7 protein-coding genes are annotated in these 20624 nt (G+C 59.9%); 1 reads left to right on the top strand and 6 read right to left on the bottom strand.

Annotation, left to right across the window (positions count from 1 at the left end; all coding sequences use genetic code 11):
* From GSQ92_RS13090 to GSQ92_RS13075, 4 genes are all read right to left on the bottom strand, one after another.
* Positions 1-3209: Eco57I restriction-modification methylase domain-containing protein (locus GSQ92_RS13090; protein WP_159013559.1), on the bottom strand; the 3209-nt coding region annotated here is incomplete at its 3' end.
* Between the two features lie 9 nt (positions 3210-3218).
* Complete coding sequence (locus tag GSQ92_RS13085; RefSeq protein WP_159013558.1) at positions 3219-6017, bottom strand: DEAD/DEAH box helicase; 2799 nt, start codon at positions 6015-6017, stop codon at positions 3219-3221.
* On the bottom strand, positions 6014-11239 hold the full coding sequence (locus tag GSQ92_RS13080; RefSeq protein WP_159013557.1) for a DEAD/DEAH box helicase: 5226 nt from the start codon (positions 11237-11239) through the stop codon (positions 6014-6016). The genes GSQ92_RS13085 and GSQ92_RS13080 overlap by 4 nt, the downstream gene beginning before the upstream one ends.
* A gap of 584 nt (positions 11240-11823) precedes the next feature.
* Positions 11824-14064: a DUF262 domain-containing protein gene (locus GSQ92_RS13075; protein WP_159013556.1), complete on the bottom strand. Its 2241-nt coding sequence runs from the start codon at positions 14062-14064 to the stop codon at positions 11824-11826.
* Positions 14065-14490: 426 nt separating this feature from the next.
* On the opposite strand from GSQ92_RS13075, the gene GSQ92_RS13070 reads away from it, so the two are divergent.
* Positions 14491-15051, top strand: a complete 561-nt coding sequence (locus GSQ92_RS13070; protein WP_159013555.1) for a recombinase family protein — start codon at positions 14491-14493, stop codon at positions 15049-15051.
* A 15-nt stretch (positions 15052-15066) separates the two neighbouring features.
* On the opposite strand, the gene GSQ92_RS13065 is transcribed toward GSQ92_RS13070, so the two are convergent.
* Together GSQ92_RS13065 and GSQ92_RS13060 are read right to left on the bottom strand one after the other, a co-directional pair.
* Positions 15067-15480 (bottom strand): hypothetical protein, encoded by a 414-nt coding sequence (locus GSQ92_RS13065; RefSeq protein ID WP_159013554.1) that lies wholly within the window; start codon positions 15478-15480, stop codon positions 15067-15069.
* A gap of 269 nt (positions 15481-15749) precedes the next feature.
* A complete protein-coding gene (locus GSQ92_RS13060; RefSeq protein WP_159013553.1) occupies positions 15750-19631 on the bottom strand; it encodes a toprim domain-containing protein in 3882 nt (1293 codons plus the stop codon).
* Positions 19632-20624 lie beyond the last annotated feature (993 nt).

The following is a 20624-nucleotide window of genomic DNA, read 5'->3' as shown; positions in this document are numbered from 1 at the left end:
GAACCAAATCCGAGCTCTCGCCAGACGGCTGACCTGCCGCGCCCGGACACGTAGGCCTTGGCACGGTGATCGAACGCTTCGACCATCCGTCCCTCGTAAAGCGGCACGCCATCCCGATCATCCTCAAAATCCTCGCGGTCATTGCCCATGTGGATTTCGGTCATATACACGCGAGTCGCGGACCCTTGCAGTTTAGCGCCGAATTTGGGCAGCCGCGCATAGAGTTTGCGCGAAATGGAAATGTCAGACGGATGGGCGACCTCCGCGATGGCGAAGGCTTCTGGGCTGAACTCCTCCACCAAGGATACCGGCATCTCGATCGGTAGGCCGGCGCTCAATGCCGCCGCCTTTTCGGTCGAGTTCACGCCGAACGCAGCACGAAAGCTGGCGGTCTTACCCCCTGGTGAAGCAACGTACAGGCAGAACTTGGCCGCGCTATGGATATCGAACCAGACCTTTTTTGTATTCTCGAACGCAATGAGGCGCTCTAGCTTACACTCGTCGAACAGAAATCGCCTGATCGCCGCAGCATTGGCGCCGTTATATAGGTTCTCGGGCACGAACTGTGCCGCGCGACCTTGGGGCCTCGTGGCTCTGAGCGCCAATTCAGTGAACATTCGATAGACGTTGAAATCGCCCTTACCGAGATTGCCGTCGGCGAACAGTTTGTAACGCCCGCTTTCCTTGAAGAAGCTCGCCAGCGCATACAACCGGTGGCAATAGGCATCCCATGCTTCGGCGAGGCCGGGTAGCGTGAGAAGTTCCGCGATCCGGGCCTTCTGATCGTCAGGAGACATGAACCGAACCTGACCGTCGTGCGGCGAGAAAAACTCTTTCGCGTCCGGGCTTATTGTGTCCCAGGGGGGATTGCCCAGCACCACGTCGAACCCGCCGCGGGCCATCACGTCCGGAAACTCTAGCGGCCAGTGGAAGGCCCGCGCGTCGCGGGATACCTCCATCGCGCTGGCCACCAACGGCGGATGCACCTGCTTGTCGGCCAGAGCGCGCCACACATCGCCGGTGGTGGGCACCGTGGGTGCTTGGCCCAGCGCCGGCGCTCCGCCTGTCTTCGGCAGCAAGAAGGCGGTGATATACAGATCGGCCGCCTCGCCCCAGGCATAGTTCAGGCGGTCGGTCTGCGCGGCCTCGAACCTGCGGCGCTTTTCGGCAATCTGCTCCGGGGTTTCCTCGGGAAGTGCCCGCAATGCCGCCCGAGCCTGTGCTAAAGGTGCTGCAGTCGGCAGCTTGCCACCTCCACGGGCAAAATCCAGGCTCCCTTGACCCTGACGTTCGTCTCGGTTTCGTGCGGCGTAAAATCGCGCCGTTGGCTTGTCGTCTCCGGCGAGCGGCTTGTAAGCCGCATCTGGAACACCCTCGGCCAGCAACGCCAAGTCAAACACACCTAGCAACGAGTCGCCGCAGCGCAGATTGGCGTCCAAAAAGCCAAGCGGCTTGCCGGGCTCGACTGTTTCTATCCAGAGCGCGACCTTGCAAAGCTCTACCGCCATCGGATTGCGGTCCACGCCATATATGCAGCGGGCGACAACCTGGCGCATCGCGTGCTGGAATTCGGCTTGTGACGGAGCGCCCGGGCTTCTGTGCCTGGCAATTCGGTCAGCCGCGCGGCGTGCGGCGCCGAGCAGGAAGTGACCTGACCCGCACGCAGGGTCAATGATCGAGAGCTTCAAAATTTCGGCGGCAGGATCAGCGGTGTTCCGCGCCTCCGCTGCGTCCAGAACCGGCTCCAGTGTCGAATCCAACAGCAGTTTCACCAGCGCGTCGGGCGTGTAGTAGCTGCCGGAGGTCTTACGTGCATTGCCGTGTGTTTCATCGCCTTCGGCAAACGCGAATGTTCGCGTATCCGCGCTGGCTCGGGGAGTCAGCTCCAGCAGGCTCTCGTAGACCGAGCCCAGCTCCTCGGTTTCCATGTCGCGCCAGTTCACGCGTGTGAGCGGCTGGCCCTCCGGCCGCAGCCAAGCCAGCCGCCAAATCGCCGCCAGAAAGCGGCGGTTCTCGATCCGGGTGTTTTCGAGGTCTGGCACAACCCCATGGGCAAACAGGCCGCCGAGGGCCGGCAGGCCAAGCTGCTCCTGGCCACGCATCAGCGCCCGGAACGTGGCCTTCAGGCCCTCCCATGAATCTGCATGCCGGTCCAAGGCCGTCCGGCGCATCGACCGCTCGCGCAATCGCGCCAGCGAGTACCCTTCTGCGTAGACACGTCGCGCCTGGTCCGACGGGCCGGCCGGGTGCAGCAAGCCACGATCTTCCGCCGCGAAGATGAAGATCAGGCGGTAGATGACGCGCAAGAGCTGCTCGAAATAGGCGTGCCCGCTGAGCGTGCCATCGGTCAGAGATTGACGGAGTGCGCCGTTGGCCGGGTTCTCAATGAAGCCCTGGCCAAGTTCGAGCAGGGCCGCTTCAACGCCCTGGCGCAGTTTGTCACGCGCCGCGACCCCATCGGTTCGTCCGCGTTCGCGCCAGCGTTCCAGCGCGCAGTCCGAAATGGCGGCATCCGCCTGCCCGAACCGGCTCTGATGGATCAGCAACCAGAGCCCCGAAAAATCTGGAAACAAGCCTTCGGAGAAGATTTTCGACAGGTTGGCTTCGATCCAGGCCGGCCGCGTCAGGCTGATATTGTCGCGCATCACGCGCAACGTCACACCGTCACTGACCAAACCCCAGGCGGCATCCTCTCGGGCATTCAGGTACTCCTGCAACAGCAAGGTCGCGGATCGCCGGCGAGAGCTATCGCCGAACTGGGCAAGGCTTTCATCGACGCCGGATCGACGCGCACCTTCAGCAGGGGCCGGCGCGATAACGATTGGCACGCGCCCACCAAGCGCGGCGTGCCGGACTGGAAATTCGCGCTCGCCGATCCGCGTGATCGATTGCGGTTCGAGGGAGGCGAATCCAAAGCATTGGCGCATCAGATCGAGGACGAACCGCTCCGACGCGGCGGCACTCTGGCCACGGGAGGCCTCGAACCGCGACCATAGTGCTTCGCCGATGCGGTAGTAGCGCGCGATCTCGTCGCGCAGCTTCAGACCGGGCGGAATCTCGTACCCTTCGACCGTTTGATCGTTGGCCTCGAAGGCTGCGAGCCGCGCGACAATATCCGGCGTCAGCAGCGAGCCGACAATTTCGAGCCCGGCAAAATCCAGCCTGGCGGCGCGGCGCGATTGACGGGAGCGGGTGGGTCTATGAGCCATGGTCTGCCCTCACAGCCGTGGCATCAGGACATACACGCCGATCACGTCGACCGGCAGGACTGCCTCGACCTTCACGCCGGCTCTCGATCCCAGCGCCTGGCGGACCCGGCTGTGATCAGCGGCAAGGGCGCCAGCACGTTCGGCGGCGTAGGCGTTCAGCGCTGATTTCAGCGAACCAAGCCCAGCCATGGCTCTTGCCAATTGGGCATCGCGCACCCGTTCCGGCACGTTGCCGCTCTTTGCTTCCAGCAGGGCAAACGCCCCGTCGCCGGCAAGGACGCGGGCGTCAGATCCCGCGTCGAACGCAATCGCCGCGGCTTCCTCAGCCATGGCGAATTGTGGTCCGAGCCGCCCGCGAGAATCGATGCGGTGGCGAATGCGCAGCAGCAGCAACGTGACGACTGTCTCGACTGCTTCGCTTTCCCAAACACCGCAACGCGGCAGGGTTGCCGGGGTGTCCTGTTTGGTTTGGAGGTCGAGAGCATTCTCCAGAAAGGTCTCCGCCAGGATACCAGGCAGGGGATGCGCGCGATGGATCGAAAGGAACCCAGCTCGCGGGCGCGCTTCAAAGGCGATCTTCAAGGGCTTCGGCGATGCCGATTCGTCCAGCATGCCCTCGGCCTGGAACCGTTCCTTCAAAATGTCGGGCACGAGATGGAGGGGGGCCGAAAAGCCCCCGCGTGTCTGCGACACCAGCGGGGCGCCAAGCCGCATCATCGCGCGGGACACAAAGCGCTCGGTATCGGCGAAGTCACCGAGAGCGGACTGCGTCAACGTCCATTCCGCCGCGACCTCTTCCGGCTTCAGGCTGTGCTGAGCGAAGATCGTGCGGGCCTTTTTCTCTTTCTCCGACGCATTCGACCAGGCGATCTCAATGTCTTTCGCCTCTGGCGAGCGCGACATATCGAGGTCGAGGGTCAACTGGCGGCGTTCCCGAGCGCGCAGCAGAACCGCCGACATCAGCGCCTTGGTGAGGCTTCCGCCTTCGTCGGGCATCGGCACCTGAACGCCGGTCTGCTTCTCGATCGCCCGCGCCTTGCGCAGGATCACATCCAGCACCGCGCCATCGACTGGATTGTTCTCGCCATAGATCAGGATTGTTCTGACGGTCTCGCGTTTCTGTCCGAACCGATCGACCCGCCCTTCACGCTGCTGATGCCGTGTGGGATTCCAGGACAGGTCATAGTGGATGACGGAATCGAAGTAGGCCTGGAGGTTGATGCCTTCTGAAAGACAGTCGGTCGCAACGAGAATCCGCTTCTCGAATTCACCCAGCGCCTCGACCCTGGTTTCCCGGTCTTCGGATGGAAGAGAGCCAGTGACGACTTCGACGGTATAGTCCTTGAACGTGGAAGCGAGGGCGGCACCAATCGCCTCAGCCGTCGCGATGAACCGGCAGAAGACGACAGGCGAATATCCGTCCTTCAAAAGACCCTGAAGCGCGGATTTCAGAACAGCGAATTTCGGATCGCGGGCCGAATTTGCTGCCAGCGCGTCGGCTTGTGCGATCAACCCAGCCAGCCGCGTGTCCTCGATGGAGGCGCCGGGTTCGAGATCGTCCTCGGCCGACTCGTCTTCGTCGATGGCCCGTCCCGCAATGAGATCGGCTTCCGCCTCATCAACATCGAGGATCGCCCGTGTTCTCAATGCGCGGGCGGCGGCGGCCGGGCTGGAGCCGACGCAACGCATCAGCGAGAGCGTTCCCCAAAAGGCCAGCCGCTGCCGTAGCGCGCCCTCCTCGGATGCAATGACCTCCGCGCAATAGTCGAGGATGGCGCCGTAAAAGCGCTCATAGTCGCCCGAGAGCCGGTACTTGATCTCCGAAACCTCTCGCTGCGGGAAAAGACCTGGCTCGCGCCAGGCGTCGATGTCGCGGCGACGACGCTGAATGTAATAGCCGGCCAGGCGCTCTCGTAGGGCGCGGTATTGGTCGCCGGTTGCATCGCGCAATCTCGAGAAATCGCGGTCGAGCAAGCCAAGCAAATTGTGAAATGCATCGTCGTCACCGGAATGCGGCGTGGCCGTCAGGAGCAGGAGATGCCGCGTCTTATCGTCGGCGAGTTTCCGAAGCAGATCGAAACGTCGGTGGCGCGCCTTGCCACCCGAGACTGCGGCGTGCGCTTCATCGACGACGACCATCTCAGGGCATGCGCGCAGAAAGTCGTCCAGCCGCCGCTCGCTTTTTATGAAGTCGAGGCTGACGACAGTGAAAGGGTAGGCCTCGAAGACGCTGATGGTGTTGGGAAGGTCGCGCTCCAGCCGCGCGGCAGCCGACGCCGTGACCGGGGTTGCGGTGATCGAAAATTTGGTTTCGAGCTCTGTCGTCCACTGATCCACGAGATGCGGCGGGCAAAGAATTGAGAACCGGTCGATCTCGCCGCGATCGATGTACTCGCGCAGGATAAGACCGGCCTCTATGGTTTTCCCAATGCCGACGTCGTCGGCGATCAGTAGGCGCGCCGTCTCTTGGCGCAGCGCCATCATAAGCGGCGCAAGTTGGTAGGCACGCGGCTCGAAGTTGATCCTGCCTGCACCGCGGAATGGGCCGGCACCGCGGCGCAGGGACAGTCGAAGAGCATCCCGGAGCAACTGTGCAGCCTCGCGTCCCCCGGGACGGTCTCCAGTTGGAGGATCGAATGCCGCATACGTTACGGGATCTGTTTCAAGCTCGGGAATAAGGGTTTCGGCCTCTTGTTCAGAACCCGTGAGCGGTCGCAGCCGAAGAGCATCACCTACGGCGAGGACAATCCATTCCCGGCCTCGCGCGTGAACCAACTCGCCCGGGGAGAAGGTTGCGGTCGCGCTCAAAGAGGCCTCCCTCCGAGCAGGACAGCCAGATTGGCGAGCACCTGACTACGCGCGTTTCCCGCCGAAGGGAGCAGGATCATCTCGATCCCGCGTGCCGCCAAGTTGTCGTTCAACCCCGGGGGAACCGAACCTTCCTCGGCGGCGGCGATCCGGGCTGACCTCCAGATCAGCTCGATAATATGGCCATCAACGACCAGCGGAGCTGCGTCTGGCGGTGGGCAGCCGCCCAGGTCCGGATGCGGTTCCCCAGCGCCATCAACACCGCGCGTGGACGCGAAAGCGAGCCTGATGAGGAAGGCCAGCGCAGGATCCTGCCGCCGATCGATCAGCTCGTGGTCCGGCTGGTTGAAATAGGACAAGAGGCAACGGTAGCAGCCGGCGACACAACGCGCGTCCGACAGGTTCACTAGGGAAGACGGACCGCTGATTGCGGCAGCGTCCAGGGTTGCAAGGTCATAGTGCATGACCTCCAGCGCCTTTCGTGCGACAGCCTGGAAGGCACCCGCTTCAGAAATAAGCCGGGACAAAGCACCCGCGCCGCCTTCCGCCGCCTCATAAAAGAGGAGCCCGCGCCGGTCCTTGCGGGCGGGTGTCGGCTCTACAAGAATTTCGCCCTCTTCGAGCTGGTAAACGCCCTCAACACCGCGCGCGAGCGCATGTTGGATAGTAGTCACCACAGAGACAGCGGCATCCCCCATTGCCGCTAGCCATGCGGCCGGAAAACGGAGGAGGAGAGCGTTTTTACGGTCTTCTACAACAGGGGTCAGCTGTTGCCGAAACCGGGTAGGTGACGGGTCATCGGCCTCGCCTGGTCGCGCAGCGCCAACCCAGTAGCCGCTTTTGGGATCAATCCAAAAGCCAACCTCATTGAGGTCTTTGCGCCGGCGTAGGCCCTTGTTGATTCGTCGGACCAATGCCGCTGGAGCAAAATCAGCGGCGAGAATGCTATCCTCAGCGTCTCCAACAATGATGGATCGAATTCCGACAGCTCCGTGGAATGAAAATGTGGTCTGTAGTTCATAGCCTTGCCGCCTCCGCTCTTCGTCGTTGGCCGTAATTCGTTCGACCTGCCGCGTGCCTACATTTTCGATGCGATAAAGCTTGCTCGCGATATCACCGCTCGCCAGGGGGTGCCGGCAGACATGGCATTCATCCGGCGGCTCGCCGTCATGCGCAGCTCCGCAGGCCGAGCAAATAGCGGTGCTGAAAGTTGGCAGGTTTCCGTCCTCGCCATTTCCCGACTCTTTCAGAAGCGCCCGATCGACGCGATAAGCGCGTCCCTCGTGATAGACGAGACTTCCTGGACCAAACTCGGCGATCGCAAGGAAGCGCGCGCGCTGGATATAACGCTGCCCTTTGCCGCCTTGACCGCCCGGCACAAAAGCCATCAGAGGAAGCCGCGGGAAGTTGTAACCCGGCAGAAACCCTTCCGTCGCCAGGTAACGATAGACATAGAAGTCGGAGCCCTGGCCCTCGGCACCGCGGAGCAGCAGTTTGATCTGAATGTTGCCGGCTGCCTGCCTTGTTTCGGCCGAACGCCGCTCTTGCGGCGAAATCGAGTAATCCTTCAGCGTTTGTGTCGCGTCCTCCACTTGGCGCTCCGCAGCCGCCAGGAGACCGCGCCAGCGTTCGAATGCGGCGGCAAACCTGCCCGGAGCGGCTGCAGCCACGCTCGCGGCGTGCGGAGCCGGCCCGCCAAACCATGAAGGCGGTGCAGCACCGTAGTCGCGCGCCAGGGCAGACAAAACTGCCGTCACATGCTTTTCGCCGGCCACACGCGCTTCGTCCGATGTCACGCGTTCCCAGTATTCCGCGAGCAACGGCTTGCCGGCGACCGCCATATCGAGGTTTTGAGAGATCGAGGCATCTAGCGCGACGCCCGTGGCGGCAAGCCATTCCGCATGTAGGTGACTTTCAACCAAATCCGGATTAGCAAGGTCGATAGACGGCGGGACCACGATGCCGTCTACCATCGCGCTTGGCCGCTGAAAGAAATACTGATCATGCGGGCTCTGTGCCGCGCAGTAGGTCACAATCAGTGCCGCTTGCCCGCTCCGACCGGCGCGTCCGCTCCGTTGCGCATAATTGGCCGGGGTGGGCGGCACGTTTCGTAAATAAACCGCATTCATCGATGAGATGTCGACGCCGAGCTCCATTGTGGGCGAGCAAAAGAGAGTCGGAAGAAAACGGCTGTCCTCCCGCAACTCCCGGAGGCGCTCGGCCTTTTCGGTTAATGTCTTTTGATCGTCAGTACCGAACCGGAACCGTGATTCCCGCAGCTCCCGGAGTTCACCTTCCACCTGTGCCGTATGCTCGCGTCCTTCAAAACCAAACAGCGCCTGCCCACCCTCCGCAAGGAGAGCGCCGATCCCTCTATAGAGGACCTGGAAAAATCGGTTGTCCCGCTCCGACTCGATACTGCCGCGCGCCAAGCCAAACGTGATCCCGGAGGGCACGAGACGCCAACCCTCACCGCCCACCGGCGATGCCACTGGTGTTGCGAGCCCGTAGCGGGCGGAGGCCTTCAACAACCCTTCAATAATCTCCGTGATTTGGCGGCTTGTCGGCCGCCGTCCAGCAAAAGTCATCGTCTTTAGTAAGCGCCCAATCGTACTGGTCGGGGTGCCGCGGATAATGAGCTCCTCGTCTTTTTGCGGCATTTCGCGCCGCGCTGGCGGGCGTGACATAAAGACGGTCGCGGCGAGCGAACCCTCATCCTCCAGAAGCCAGGGTGCTTTGATGACGCTGCGCATCCGGCCAGCCAAGCTCTCAATTTTAAGCCGATCAAGCGCGTCGCAATCAACGGCAAGACCTTTGCGCATCACGTCCAGCAGGACGCACAAGGCGGACGCGCGCTCGTCGGACGACGCTGCGGCGAGAACAGGTGTATTCGCGAATTCCTCATCACAACTCGCAAGTTCATCAAGCGAAGGATACGTCGCTTCGATCAAACCAAGCTGTTCCAGGTTCGGATTGGTGTAGCGCCACCCGCGGCGCTGATCGATCCAAAAGCGGTGCATCAGCGCATCACGCATGGTGCGCTCCGCATTCAGAAGATTCGCGCCCCTAAGATCGGGCTCAACGAGCCACTCAGTGCGTCGATCTATATTGGCCGAAACAAAGCCCAACATGCGTTGGATCGCTTGGCCAATCTCGGTGTCCTGCAAACCTTCGTCGCCGGCCGCGGTCAAGCCCGCTAAAATCGCCCCCCGAAGCAGCGTTACGAAAAGAAAATCGTTAAAGTGACCAGCCTGGAGAGCAGCGTCCTGACGATTGTCGGTAAAGGCAAGGATTTTTCGCGCGCCTGGAGCTATGGCAAACTCCGGATCGTTCATCCATCGCAAAATCGAGGCGATAATGACTGTCGTAGCGGAACTGCGCCCTTCTGCACTGAGAGCTGCAAGGCGATTGATATCACGGGTCGAGTCACTGTGGTGCTCACCACATGACGGACAAAATTTGAATCGTCCAGGCATAAACCAGGCACGACGCCCACCCGGACCTGTCGATCCATCCGGCAAAACGGCTACAAGTTCTGCCCTCGTCTTACGATAAGTTGCCTTCAACCGAAGCTCGCCCGAGCGCCCTTCTTCGAGCCACAGGTCGGGATAATCCTCATCTCGACCCTGAAAAAGAAATTCGTCATCGACCGGCTCCGGCATCAGGAAGCCCCAGCGGCCTGCGGCTCCGTCTGTATCGTCATCGTCTATGATAGGGACGTCGTCGATTTCACGCTTTTCAAAACGCGTCGAGCCCATCTCGTCCAGCGCATTGACAGGGTGGTGCTCTTGACCGCAACGTCGGCAAAAGTGCGTTGCAAAGAGGCGTTTTTCAGGGTGCGAGGGATCGAAGATCTGTCCGTCGAAGGTAACCGACCTCGATCCGGCACGGTCGAGAGTGGCATACAAACGCCCTGCGCCAGAGATAAACTGATGCAGCTTGAACGCAAAGAGCGGCTCATCGCTGCCGTTTGCAACCCCACGTGTCCTCTCTGACAAACTGAAAGCCAGAAGGCAGTTTTTCAATGCGGCGCCACAGGTGCTGAGATCCTCCCCACACTCTTTATGGAGAAGTATCGTCGCGTCTTTCAGCGATCTAGGGCTCGCTCGAAGCGGCTTCCGGTCGACCTCTTTCAGTCCGAGCCTGGTTTCGACCCAGATTGCGAGGGCGTCCAACGCTATTTCTTGATTAGATTTTCCGTCGTAGGGCGTATCTTCGGCGGCCTGCCTCACGCTTATTCCGAGTTCGGTCAGCCCGCTATCGGCCGATCGTTCAGGGTTCGTCGCTCGCTTGAGCGTCTCCGTGACAATTGCATCGCGTCCGATCGCCGCTCCGAAAAGGCGTGACGCGACTGACGCAACCATTTGATTGCGGTCGTCTTCGACGCCTTCACTCGCCATGGTGGCGGATGTGCCGACGCAAAGCGGGGGGCACTGCGGGTCGCCAACACGTGCACGCAGACGGCGAATGAGCATTGCGACGTCTGCGCCCTGCCGTCCCCGGTAGGTGTGCAGTTCATCTAAGACAATGAACTTCAGTCCCTGGCAGTTTTCGATCACTGCCTTGTCCAGCTCGGATTGCCGAGTCATAAGCAATTCAAGCATCATGAAGTTTGTTAATAAAATGTCCGGAGGATTGCTTCTAATTCGTTCGCGTTCTTCCGGCTTCTCCTGTCCAGTATAGCGCGCGAAGGAAACCGCCACAGGATTATTCGGGGCGGCCAGGAACTTTTTGAGCTCCTCCAATTGGCTATTGGCAAGCGCGTTCATCGGGTACACGACGATAGCGCGCGTGCGGGCGCTTCCTCCATTTCTTTTCGCTTTGATCACTGCGTCAATGATCGGGATGAAATAGCATAGCGATTTTCCGGACCCCGTGCCAGTCGTCACGACGAAGCTTTTCCCGTCGAGCGCGAGCCCCAAAGCTTGCTCCTGATGCCGATGGAGCCTGAGGCTGTCGTCTGCCGTATCCGGCGCCGCCCGGCGATCGCGGAAGATTCGCGCGCAATCTTCGACTAGCCCGCGCTCCCCGACGAGCGACCGAATTGATCGGCCTCCCTCGTAGTGTGGGTTCAATTGTAGCAACGGTTCAGGCCAGAAGCGTCTTCCGGCGTAGAGACGGTTGACCTCTTGCTGGAGTTCGCCTGAACGGATTCGGGTAAACGAGCGGGTGAACGCAGTATATTGGGCCAACAGGTGGTCGTCCAATGCGAATACATCCATCAGCCCGGAACTCCGTCAATATGAGCGAATTGCCTGGCGATCTTGTTCAACTCCGTGCAAAAGAACCTTGAGACGCAATCGCCGAAGCAGATTCGCTTGTCGCCTCGACCATGGTCCATCCTCGGTTTAAAGGCTGCGTCATCGGCTGCGGCCGACTCGCAGCGTAACTGGACTCTTTCCACGCTCGTTATTCCCTTTAATGCCCGTATATCCTGGCTTCGCACCATGTGTTGCCCAAGGTGGTTGCTGCAACAGCTCTCAAATACCTCATACTCTTCGGTCGCCGACAAAAGCGCTACTGGCCAATCGTGCTTGGTCACCGATTGGTCTCTCACGATGTCGATGAGCCTACGGACCTGTTCCGTACCTTCAGCCAACGCATCGCGCATGATTCCTTGGAAAGGGATCCCGAGCGGACACTGGCGGAGAAAGAATTGGTCGTTCATAGCCTGTAACCCGACGCCGAACGACTCATCTACGTCTAGTCGATAACCTTGCATAATCAATCCATGGCTCGGCGAGTAACGCGACATCACAGCCGAGGAGATTGATAGCAAAGTTGCCGAATGCATAATGCCGCGGATCTAAGAGAAGCGAGCCCTGGAATAATCCATTATGGCATTGCCGGCCAGCTCGATTGTTACGTTGCCGCCTCGTACGAAAAGTCGCTGAGCACCGCCGTCCTTTATGAATGCGGGCCTCGGGCCTGGATCGCACTGCACTATGAGCAAACGTTCATTATCCTGCTCGTGAAAATGCGCGTGCACGTATGGAGCGAAGAGTTCACCGATACGGTCTCGAATAAGGTTTCCTAGATGAAGTGCCATCTTATCCTCGTTTAGAAATCCGTCCGAGGCCAAACCTAGGACTTTTCCGTCGTCCGACACGCCGATAACTAACGTTCCTCCTTTTGCATTCAGAAAGCCGGCGATTGATTTTAGCGCCGCTAAATGCATCTTTTCATCATGTTGACCTGTATGAAGGTTTGTTCGAAGGGTGGATTTGAATTCGACATTTCCGCCTTCGCCACCGGCCAGCAATTCCGCCACGGACAGCGGGGCTGCTAAGACGGGAGAGGAGCCACAAAGCCGTGTGTACGCCTCCTCGACTACTCTCGCCATTCGAGCACGTCGCTCTAGCAGAAACTCGTCGTAGGGTAACGTCCACCAACCGGAAGGTAAGGCATGCCAATGAAGCATTCTCTCACGCTCTGCAGCCGACATGGTTGCATCGAGCGGAGCGGCATATTCCTCAGGAGACTGGTCACTAATTTTAATGTTATCAGGCCACTCAACGACCGCAAAGTTCGCAATCTGATTGGTGACTCTGCTGTCCGTTATTCCAAGTTTGGCCAAATACCCTTTGGGAAACAGGTGGTGTTGTTCAAATGTTGCTTTGGGTCCCCTGATCTCCGGGTCAACCATATCCGTGATGGTCAGCGGACTATAGAGCGCCCGTGCTCCGAGCAGCATCAGCGACGCCTGGTAGGCAAACCTGGACGGGCTTCGCGCGGCGGATGTTGCTAGCGCCGTTGGAAGCGTCATCTCCCAAAAGTCGTTAGTGAGAGTCTGAGCACAGATTTGGCGAAGTCGTCCCAGATAGTCCTGCGCATCCTTGCTAGTCTTCAACTGAGCAATGTCGAACTCGAAACGGGTCTCAGGAGAACTCGTATAGCGTCCCGTCATTGACGCCATGAAGAAGAACTGAGCAATAGCTTGCCGCATCTCCTGCTTCGGTATGCGATAATCAATAATGCCCAATAGATAAAGGACATAGCTGTAGATGACAGCCGTCTGAGATGAGAGCATACCCTCGTGCCGGTAACCCGCAATCCTCAGTCCGCTCAGGAAATGATGCCAATTGGCTAGATTGAGTGCTCTGCTCTGCGCCGCGCGAAGTAGAGCGAACTGGGCGTCCCGCTTTTCATTGTCCACCTGGCCTGTCGTCACATCTCTACCACGAAGCACGCTATAGACCGCCTCAAGCCTCGCCCGTTTGAGGCCTAGCCCGACGGTAACCCGAAGCATTTGATCCGGCGAGGGACTGATAAAGTGGTTGAATGGAGACGCAGAACCGTCGCCAGGCGCGGAGGCCGCGCGAGCAAATTGCTCGAGTTCTACGCGGCCTTCGTCCCAAAACACCGACATCAGTGTAAGTATAAAGTCAGCTTGATTAAGCTGCTTGCCTTGCCCGTTGATACGGACAAACACCTCGGCGACAGTCTCCGCGTCTACAGAGCCGGAAAGGGTTAGGGCCGTAAACGAGTATTGCGGCAGTTGGTGTAGCCGCCCGATCGCTTTCTGCACTCGTGCTACTTCGTCGTTAGAAAGCTCTCTAACTGATTGCAACTCGGCAATAAAGCTTGCCGCAAAGTCAAAAAGATTGGCGTCTGCCCTCCAGAGGACTGATATATCATGAATGTAGGATTTGTCTTTAACGATCGATGCGTCTGTAACATCGAAGCGAGCCTGCAACGGGTTGAAGGCAATACGGATCCGCTCGCGCTTGAAATTGGCCCGCACTACTTCCTGGCCCTTGATCACGGCATATAACGAGGTCAGACGCTGTTGTCCGTCGACGATAGCAAGGGTGGGCGCTTTCTGGTGATGGTGCGTGCCGATAGTCTTGGTGACCGCCTCGGCGCCAGTCTCCCAAAATAGCAGGTAACCCGCCGGGTATTCGCGGTAGAGGGAGTCCAGTAGATTTCTTACGTTGACGTTCGGCCACACAAACGGCCGCTGTATTTCAGGCAGACCGATCTTGCCTTGGCTGATGTCTTCCACCAGGGATGACAATGGATAAGAGGTGGTAGTGAAAATAGCCATCCTGGTCTAATCTCCAAGTCCGACCTTTAAATGCCAGGAGTGTCGCACCTTTGTTTCTTTTGTGAAAGCGCTTCGTGTCAGCCAACGTCTTGGATCGGGTCAGCGACGGCGTAGCGCAGCTCGATGCCGGTGGTCCTCCCTAGGATACATTGACATCGACCGCGTCCCGTGGGGTGAGAGACCCGGCTCTGCCGTTCGCTGCCCAGCGCCGCAGTGGGCACGGTTCATGAGTCTGGCGGACCGGCGCGGGGTGAAGATCGATCCATCGGCGGCCTTTTAGCTCTCCAGGAGGCATACCAGTCACAAGACCTTGCCCCAGTGACAGTTCGAAGCACTCCTCTAAACAACTGTCACATAAATGGTTATAGCTCTTTGAGAGTTCCTCTGTCACAATGTCTTGGACGAGTGTGACAGAGGAAGAGGCAAGTGATCATCGGATACGCGCGCACGAGCACCACAGAGCAAGAAGCCGGCCTGGCGGCCCAGGAGCAAGCCCTACAGGCCGCGGGATGCGAGGAGATCTTCAGCGAGCAGGTCAGCAGCGTGGCTCCCAGAGCGAAGCTGGAGGCCGCCATAAGCCATTCCCGGAAGGGCGACAGCTTTGTTGTCACCAAGCCCGATCGTCTTGCGCGCAGCACGTCCGATCTGCTCGCGCTGGTGAAGCGTCTTGAGGCGAAAAAGGTGGGGCTCCGCATCCTGAGCATGGGCGGCTCGGAACTCGATACGTCGTCCGCCACTGGTAAGCTCATGCTGACCATGCTCGCGGCCGTCGCAGAGTTCGAACGGACTTTGATGCTAGAGCGGCAGCGCGAAGGTATCGCGAAAGCAGCCGCGGCGGGCCTCTACAAGGGCCGGGCTCCCACGGCGCGCCGCCAGGCCGAGGAGGTCCGGCGTCTGAAGGCGGAAGGCGTCAAGACGCGCGACATATGCGCGAAGCTGAAGATCAGCGAGGCGAGCTTTTATCGCATCATGCGGGCGGCTGCCTGAGTAGGATGATAGTCGCTAGTGCACCGCGTCGTCGCGATCGATCTCGAATTGGCGTCGCTTGGGCGTGCCCCCGATGATCTCGATGATTTCGGTCACACTTCCGCTCGGGTCAGCAGGCATATCGACAACCCTCGGTGCGAGCCGGGCGTCGACATATGGCGCCCACTCTCTCGCCGCGGCGTGTGCCTCGGGGTACATCTTTGCCTTGAGCGCAGCCAATGTCATGACTTGGAAGATGGTCTTCGGCGTCATCTGGTCGATTTCAGCCTCGCTGTAGCGAGCGAAAGCGTGCTCGTAAGCGCTCTGCAGCGTCTCTTGACGCGCGATAGTCTTACGGTTCTTGAGACCGGCGCGGTGGTTGACGCCCTTCGGATTCCCGCGCGGCTTTACTTTTGGCTCGTCGGATGATCCGTCGTCGGCCGCTAGCATTCGCGGACGCTCCCGCAGTTTCCGGAGCTTCGCAACAGCGGCCCGTCTCGCGTCCTCAGCTGCTTTTGTCATCGTAACAAACTCACAAAGTTTCGGGGATGAGGGTCGCTTCGGCCTACGATTCTGCCACATCTTAACTTCACTCAAAACAACTTTCACCGTCAGGGGTTTGACACCGACATGGATCAGCTGTGCGACCAGTTTAGGGCTCGGGGCGGCGGCCCGTCCACCTTCTAGTCGTCGGTTTATCGGCTGAAGTCGCACTAGCGTTAGACAAGGCGGCACAAGGCAAGCGGCCCGAGAAGAGCCGCCAATTTGGCGGCGGCATCGGGCACGCGCGTCTGATCGATGAGGGCGCGGTAGGTTTTTTGGCCGGCGCCGGTCTTTCGATAGACCCAGGAGGAAGCGGACAAACCTATAGAGGAGTACGTCTCTAAACGTTTGTCCGCCTCCTCCCTCTGTCGCGCCTTCTGGGCGGCTGCAGCAGTTTTCCAGAGCTGGGGGTAGACGCGCACCGCATCGCGGGAATTCTCGAAGGCGATCCCGCCCTCCCGCAGCATCATCTCATCCATCCCCGGTATCAGATCAGCCATCCGCACCACCTCCTCGACAGGCACCGGCAGCGGCACATCCGTGAGCAGCCAAACATCCACCGGGTTGGCTTCCGTGCGGCTCACACCACGGCATCTCCCAATGATCTGAAGGAGTTGCGCCTCATTAATCTGCCAGCGCACGGCCTCCGCCGTGGTATTCCAGTGCCGTCGTGCCGCGCCGTAGACGATCCCGCCACCCGCCATCTCCCGCTCAGCACAGAGCCGGGGCCAGTCCCGCAGCCGGGTCTTGCTATTGCTGGGCCGGGGCTCGGTCACCCGCCCCGTCAGCCCCTCCGCCATGTGCTCGATCGTCATCATCGTGGGGTTCGTGCACCCGACCACGATGAGGCAGGCCACGCCGGGATCCGCAGGCTTGCCATCGCGCGCCGGCTGCGGCCCCCACTCATCCCTCCCAGCGACGTTGTTGTGGTGCGCCGTCTCGACACTCGCCGGCAGCGGGCCGATCGACTCCTCGATCGCCTTCTGCATCACCACCAGCACGCGCCCTGCTGGGTAGCGCTGCGCCAGCTTAGTGATCAGGGCGTTAAGATCACCGCGGTTGGCGTCGCGGCGCGCCTGCTTCTTCAGGTCGTCGCCGGTTAGGGTCTCGCCCTCGGTCGCCGGCCGCAGGCTGCTCTTGGAAAAACCCCGATCGATGATCTGTCTGACGTGTTGGTGGGGTGTCGCGACGCGCACATCCGCCTTCACCTTCACCAGCGGCCAGAAATGCTTGAGCAAAGCTGGATTCATGGTGGCGTCCATGAGCATCGTCGGTTTCTGCCAGCCTTGGGTAATCTCCCGCACGCCCTTGATGCGCAGCACCCGCGCGCCGTCCTTGCTCCTGCCAAGCGAAAGCCGGCCGGAGGCTTCAATGAAATCGTATTTGCTCCAATCGGTGATGACGCCGAGCTTCTCCCGTTCACCCTCTTTCAGGGTGAATGTCCGCAATAGATGCTCCATCGCCTTCCACATCAGCACACAACGGCCGATCGTCTTATTGCGTGCTGCGGCCTCGGCGGCGCGGGTGCGCTCCTCCGCCGACATATCGGGCGTCATGAGCGGCTTGACCTTGCGGCGCCACTCGAAGCCCTGCGCGAGATGCACAATATCGTTAGTGAGCCCCGCTTTCAGATTCTCACGGCTGACCGGCCCATCGGGTGCATCCTCCAAGGCATTGAGTACCGCATCCCGCGCTTTGCGCAGCTGCGCGGTATCGTATTCATCATTGATGATCTCATCTTTTTCGCGTAGCGCATCGAGCGGTAGCTCAAGCGGCGGACCAGACACCCCGATGAGCCCGCTCTCCCAAGGGCTCTCATCGATAATCAGGCAGGCAAGCTCGCCAAGCTCTTCGGGCTTTGCGCCGAACAATGTGGGATGGGCAAAAAACCAGATATCGGCGCGGCGCCTCTTCTGCTTCTGCGTGCCGCAGAGATCATAGAGCGGACATTTCTTCTTTCGGTTTTTGCAGCAAGCGGTATCGACCTCCGCATGGACCTCGCGCGCCTTCTCAACTGCTTTCAAGTTGCGGCACATGGTCTCGCCCTCCGCCTCGGGGTCGGGCGCGCGCCGGCCGCGCCGCACCGCCGCTAGGAGGCCGCTGCCCTGGGCGTTGAAAGTCGCGGCGAGTTCTTCCGCTAGCTTCAGGGTCGGCACGGCAAAACCGACAGCGCGGTTGTCATTCTTCTCACGCAATGCGGCGAGAAACTTCGCGGCTTGGCGTAGCGCCTCAGTGGATTTTCCGACACCGAGATCGACGCGTATGGCATCGACCACCATGGTGCGTATGTCGGGACCATCTTTGGTGAAGGTGGTTGCCTCGGTATTGCCCGCCCTCACCCGTTCGAAGAACTGTCCAAACGCGGTTGCGACCGCTGCGCGGCCCTCAGCCAGAGTCAGACGTGTGACGGGCGCCCGAGGTGCTTGCGCCTGGTTAATGCGGGCGCACACCGCCTCGATGCCTTCCTTCTGCAGGAGGTCGTTAAAGTCTTTCTCGTCCTTGCTGATAAATTTGTCGTACGGGCTCGCGATGACGAATTCCCGGCCGGCGCGCGCCCAGGCGCCCATGCCCTTATTGAACGAGAGATCAGAGTCGGAAAACTCCAAGTCTCTATCACGGCAAAAAACAACGCGCCGGCCGTCATTCGGGGGCCGGTAGTTCGCCATTGAGCCGAGGGTGAGGTGAGTCTCCGACTCCGTCGCGGCCCAGACGCTGAGGCCGGTCTCAGGGCCTTCACTCACATGGAGAGGCTTGACCGGATCGCCCGGCAGCTTAACGGCCGCGCCCGCGAAGACACCATTGGACTTCTTTTCGATCTTCTTCCCATCGGGGGTGAGGAAGATGCGCTGTACGCCCGTGATGATCGTATCGGCCGTGGTGGCGATGAGCAGCACGGAATGGCTGATCGGGTGGTAGCGGGTGGTAATGGGCCAGCCTTGCTCTGGCTTCGGAATGCGGCGCGTCTCGGTCAGATAACGCTCGCCGATCGTGCCATCGAGCGCGATGGTCTGGCGGGCGAGATTGTAGGCGCCTTGCGCCTTGCGCTCTCTTTGCGCGGCCTCTTCTGCCTTCGCCTGGGCCTCGCGCTCCGCGCGACGTTTCTCTCGCTTAGGGTCTGGCGCCGGCTTTTTCCCGCCGACGAATTCAGAGGCCCATTGGAAAGCTTCGTCAGGGCTGCACTCGCGCTCGCGCGCGATGAATTCGAGCGGCCCTCCCCGCTCATCCGTGCCAAAATAATTCCAATTGCCTTTGCGATGACCGCTGACGATGAGGCGCAGCCGGCCGCTGTCGCCCCAGCGCCACTCGCTTCCGCTGCTCTTCTCGTAATTGCGCTCGCTCGCAACCTCCTCGGGCCAGTCTTCCACTCTTTCGCGGAGGAGGTCTTCGAGGAGCGCGTGATCCTCGGCGCTGGCGGGATCAAGCGCATCGTCATCATCTTCGCTATCACGGCCGGGCAGGCGGCACCCACGGGATCGCAGATGTGCGTCCAGTATGTCATCAAACTCCTCACGGAGCTTGCGCACCTCTTCCGTGCTAATGCCGTGCACATAGGCGAAGAGATCGTTCAGATCATGACTGCCGATACCGGGCAGGTCACCATGCCACGAGTTGTCTGGGAAATTGATCGTGACCACCCCGGTCGAGCCGGGGTGCCATAGCTTCTTCGGGAGAGTGCTCTCTAGTAAGACTTGGTCTTCATCGATGCAAAAGCCACCGCGCGGAAGGAAATGCGCGAAAAGGCATATATAGTATTTCTCAAGACGCTTCTTGGCAGGAAGGCTCGCTAACCACATCGCGTTGATAGCTTGGCGTTTGAACTGCTCCTCTCTTGAGCACAACACATCCTGCTTGAGCGCGCGCTCAAGGAATTCCTGTGTTCTCTCCTTCTGGGTCGCGATAGCCCAGTAGGAGAACCAGACTTCCCCATCAGATAGGTAGAAAACCCGCAGTTCGCCATCCACTTCGATGGTTACTTTGCGCTGATCAGGGCTGATCTCTGCCTGACCATGCGGCACAGTTTTACCACGGCCGCTTGACGGCTTTTTAGCAGCAGACATCAGCAATCCTTAAAAACTACACAGAACGGATTGCAAAGCCGATGACGGATGGGGTAGAGTCGGTCTTGTGCATCCGACTACTTCTTTTTCCGCCCCCGGCGCTTGCAAAAGCGCCGGGGTTTACCGCGAGGCGTTCTCCGGTTTAGTCTTTAGTTTATCTGTCATGCTTTGAAAAACTTTGTCGATCCGTCGCAATAGTCCCCACTGTCCGCCGCGGAGGTATTGAAGGTCCGTGACCATGGTCGCCGGAGCCGCACTGAGGCCTGGCGATCTTCTGCCTGCCGGAACGCTTCTTCAGATCGGCGGGCGAGTTCCCTCACCGACCTGCGAGCATTCATCCCGAATTCCTCTGCTCTTTCGTGTCACCAGAGGGTAGTAGTTGGTTTCTGACGCGAGCAACCACTATGCAGCCGCCTTCACTTTGACTTTGGGCAGCTTCCCGATGACAGCCTCAAGCGATGCGAACTCAACAAGAGTGCACCGGCCACATTTTAAAAAGACTACGTCCCCGGATGCGGCCAGCCTGTAGAGACCGCTGCGGCTAATACCGGAAACGCGGATCGCTTGTGGTATGCGTAGTGCCAGCGGCTTAGTCGCCATGGCGATTGCCAAGAGACTGGACGATGCGTGGTCCTGTTGGTCGTAAGTCTTTGAGTGCTTCACGCTGTCCTACTCGGTGTTGTGTTGATGCGCTCCATAGAACGTCGATCACGCCAAATCACCAGCTTTATTGTGAGACACAAATCCAATATTAATGTCTCAGAGACGCCACTCGCCAGCGTTTTGTTCGGACTCCGGGGAAATGCTGGCCGGGCACTACATGGCGTAAGAAATACGCAATCGATGCGCGGGGGCCGCTGGGGTAGCCGCCCGGAAGAAGATGCTGGTTAAGTCGGCAGCCGAGCGCTCTATGGGGGCCATCCGAGAGGATGGTCGGTGCGCTGAAGGGAGGGTTAACGACGCTGATCGACGACAAAGGGTGGATTGCCGTCC

The sequence above is a fragment of the Acidisoma sp. S159 genome (assembly GCF_009766125.1).
GTDB lineage: Bacteria > Pseudomonadota > Alphaproteobacteria > Acetobacterales > Acetobacteraceae > Acidisoma.
This window is presented reverse-complemented; position numbering and strand designations above follow the sequence as displayed.

Coding starts and splice junctions, on each gene's coding strand:
- GSQ92_RS13080 (WP_159013557.1), bottom strand. CDS start 11,239: ATGGATGTATTCGCATTGGACGACCACCTGTTGGCCCAATATACTGCG.
- GSQ92_RS13075 (WP_159013556.1), bottom strand. CDS start 14,064: ATGGCTATTTTCACTACCACCTCTTATCCATTGTCATCCCTGGTGGAA.
- GSQ92_RS13065 (WP_159013554.1), bottom strand. CDS start 15,480: ATGCTAGCGGCCGACGACGGATCATCCGACGAGCCAAAAGTAAAGCCG.
- GSQ92_RS13060 (WP_159013553.1), bottom strand. CDS start 19,631: ATGTCTGCTGCTAAAAAGCCGTCAAGCGGCCGTGGTAAAACTGTGCCG.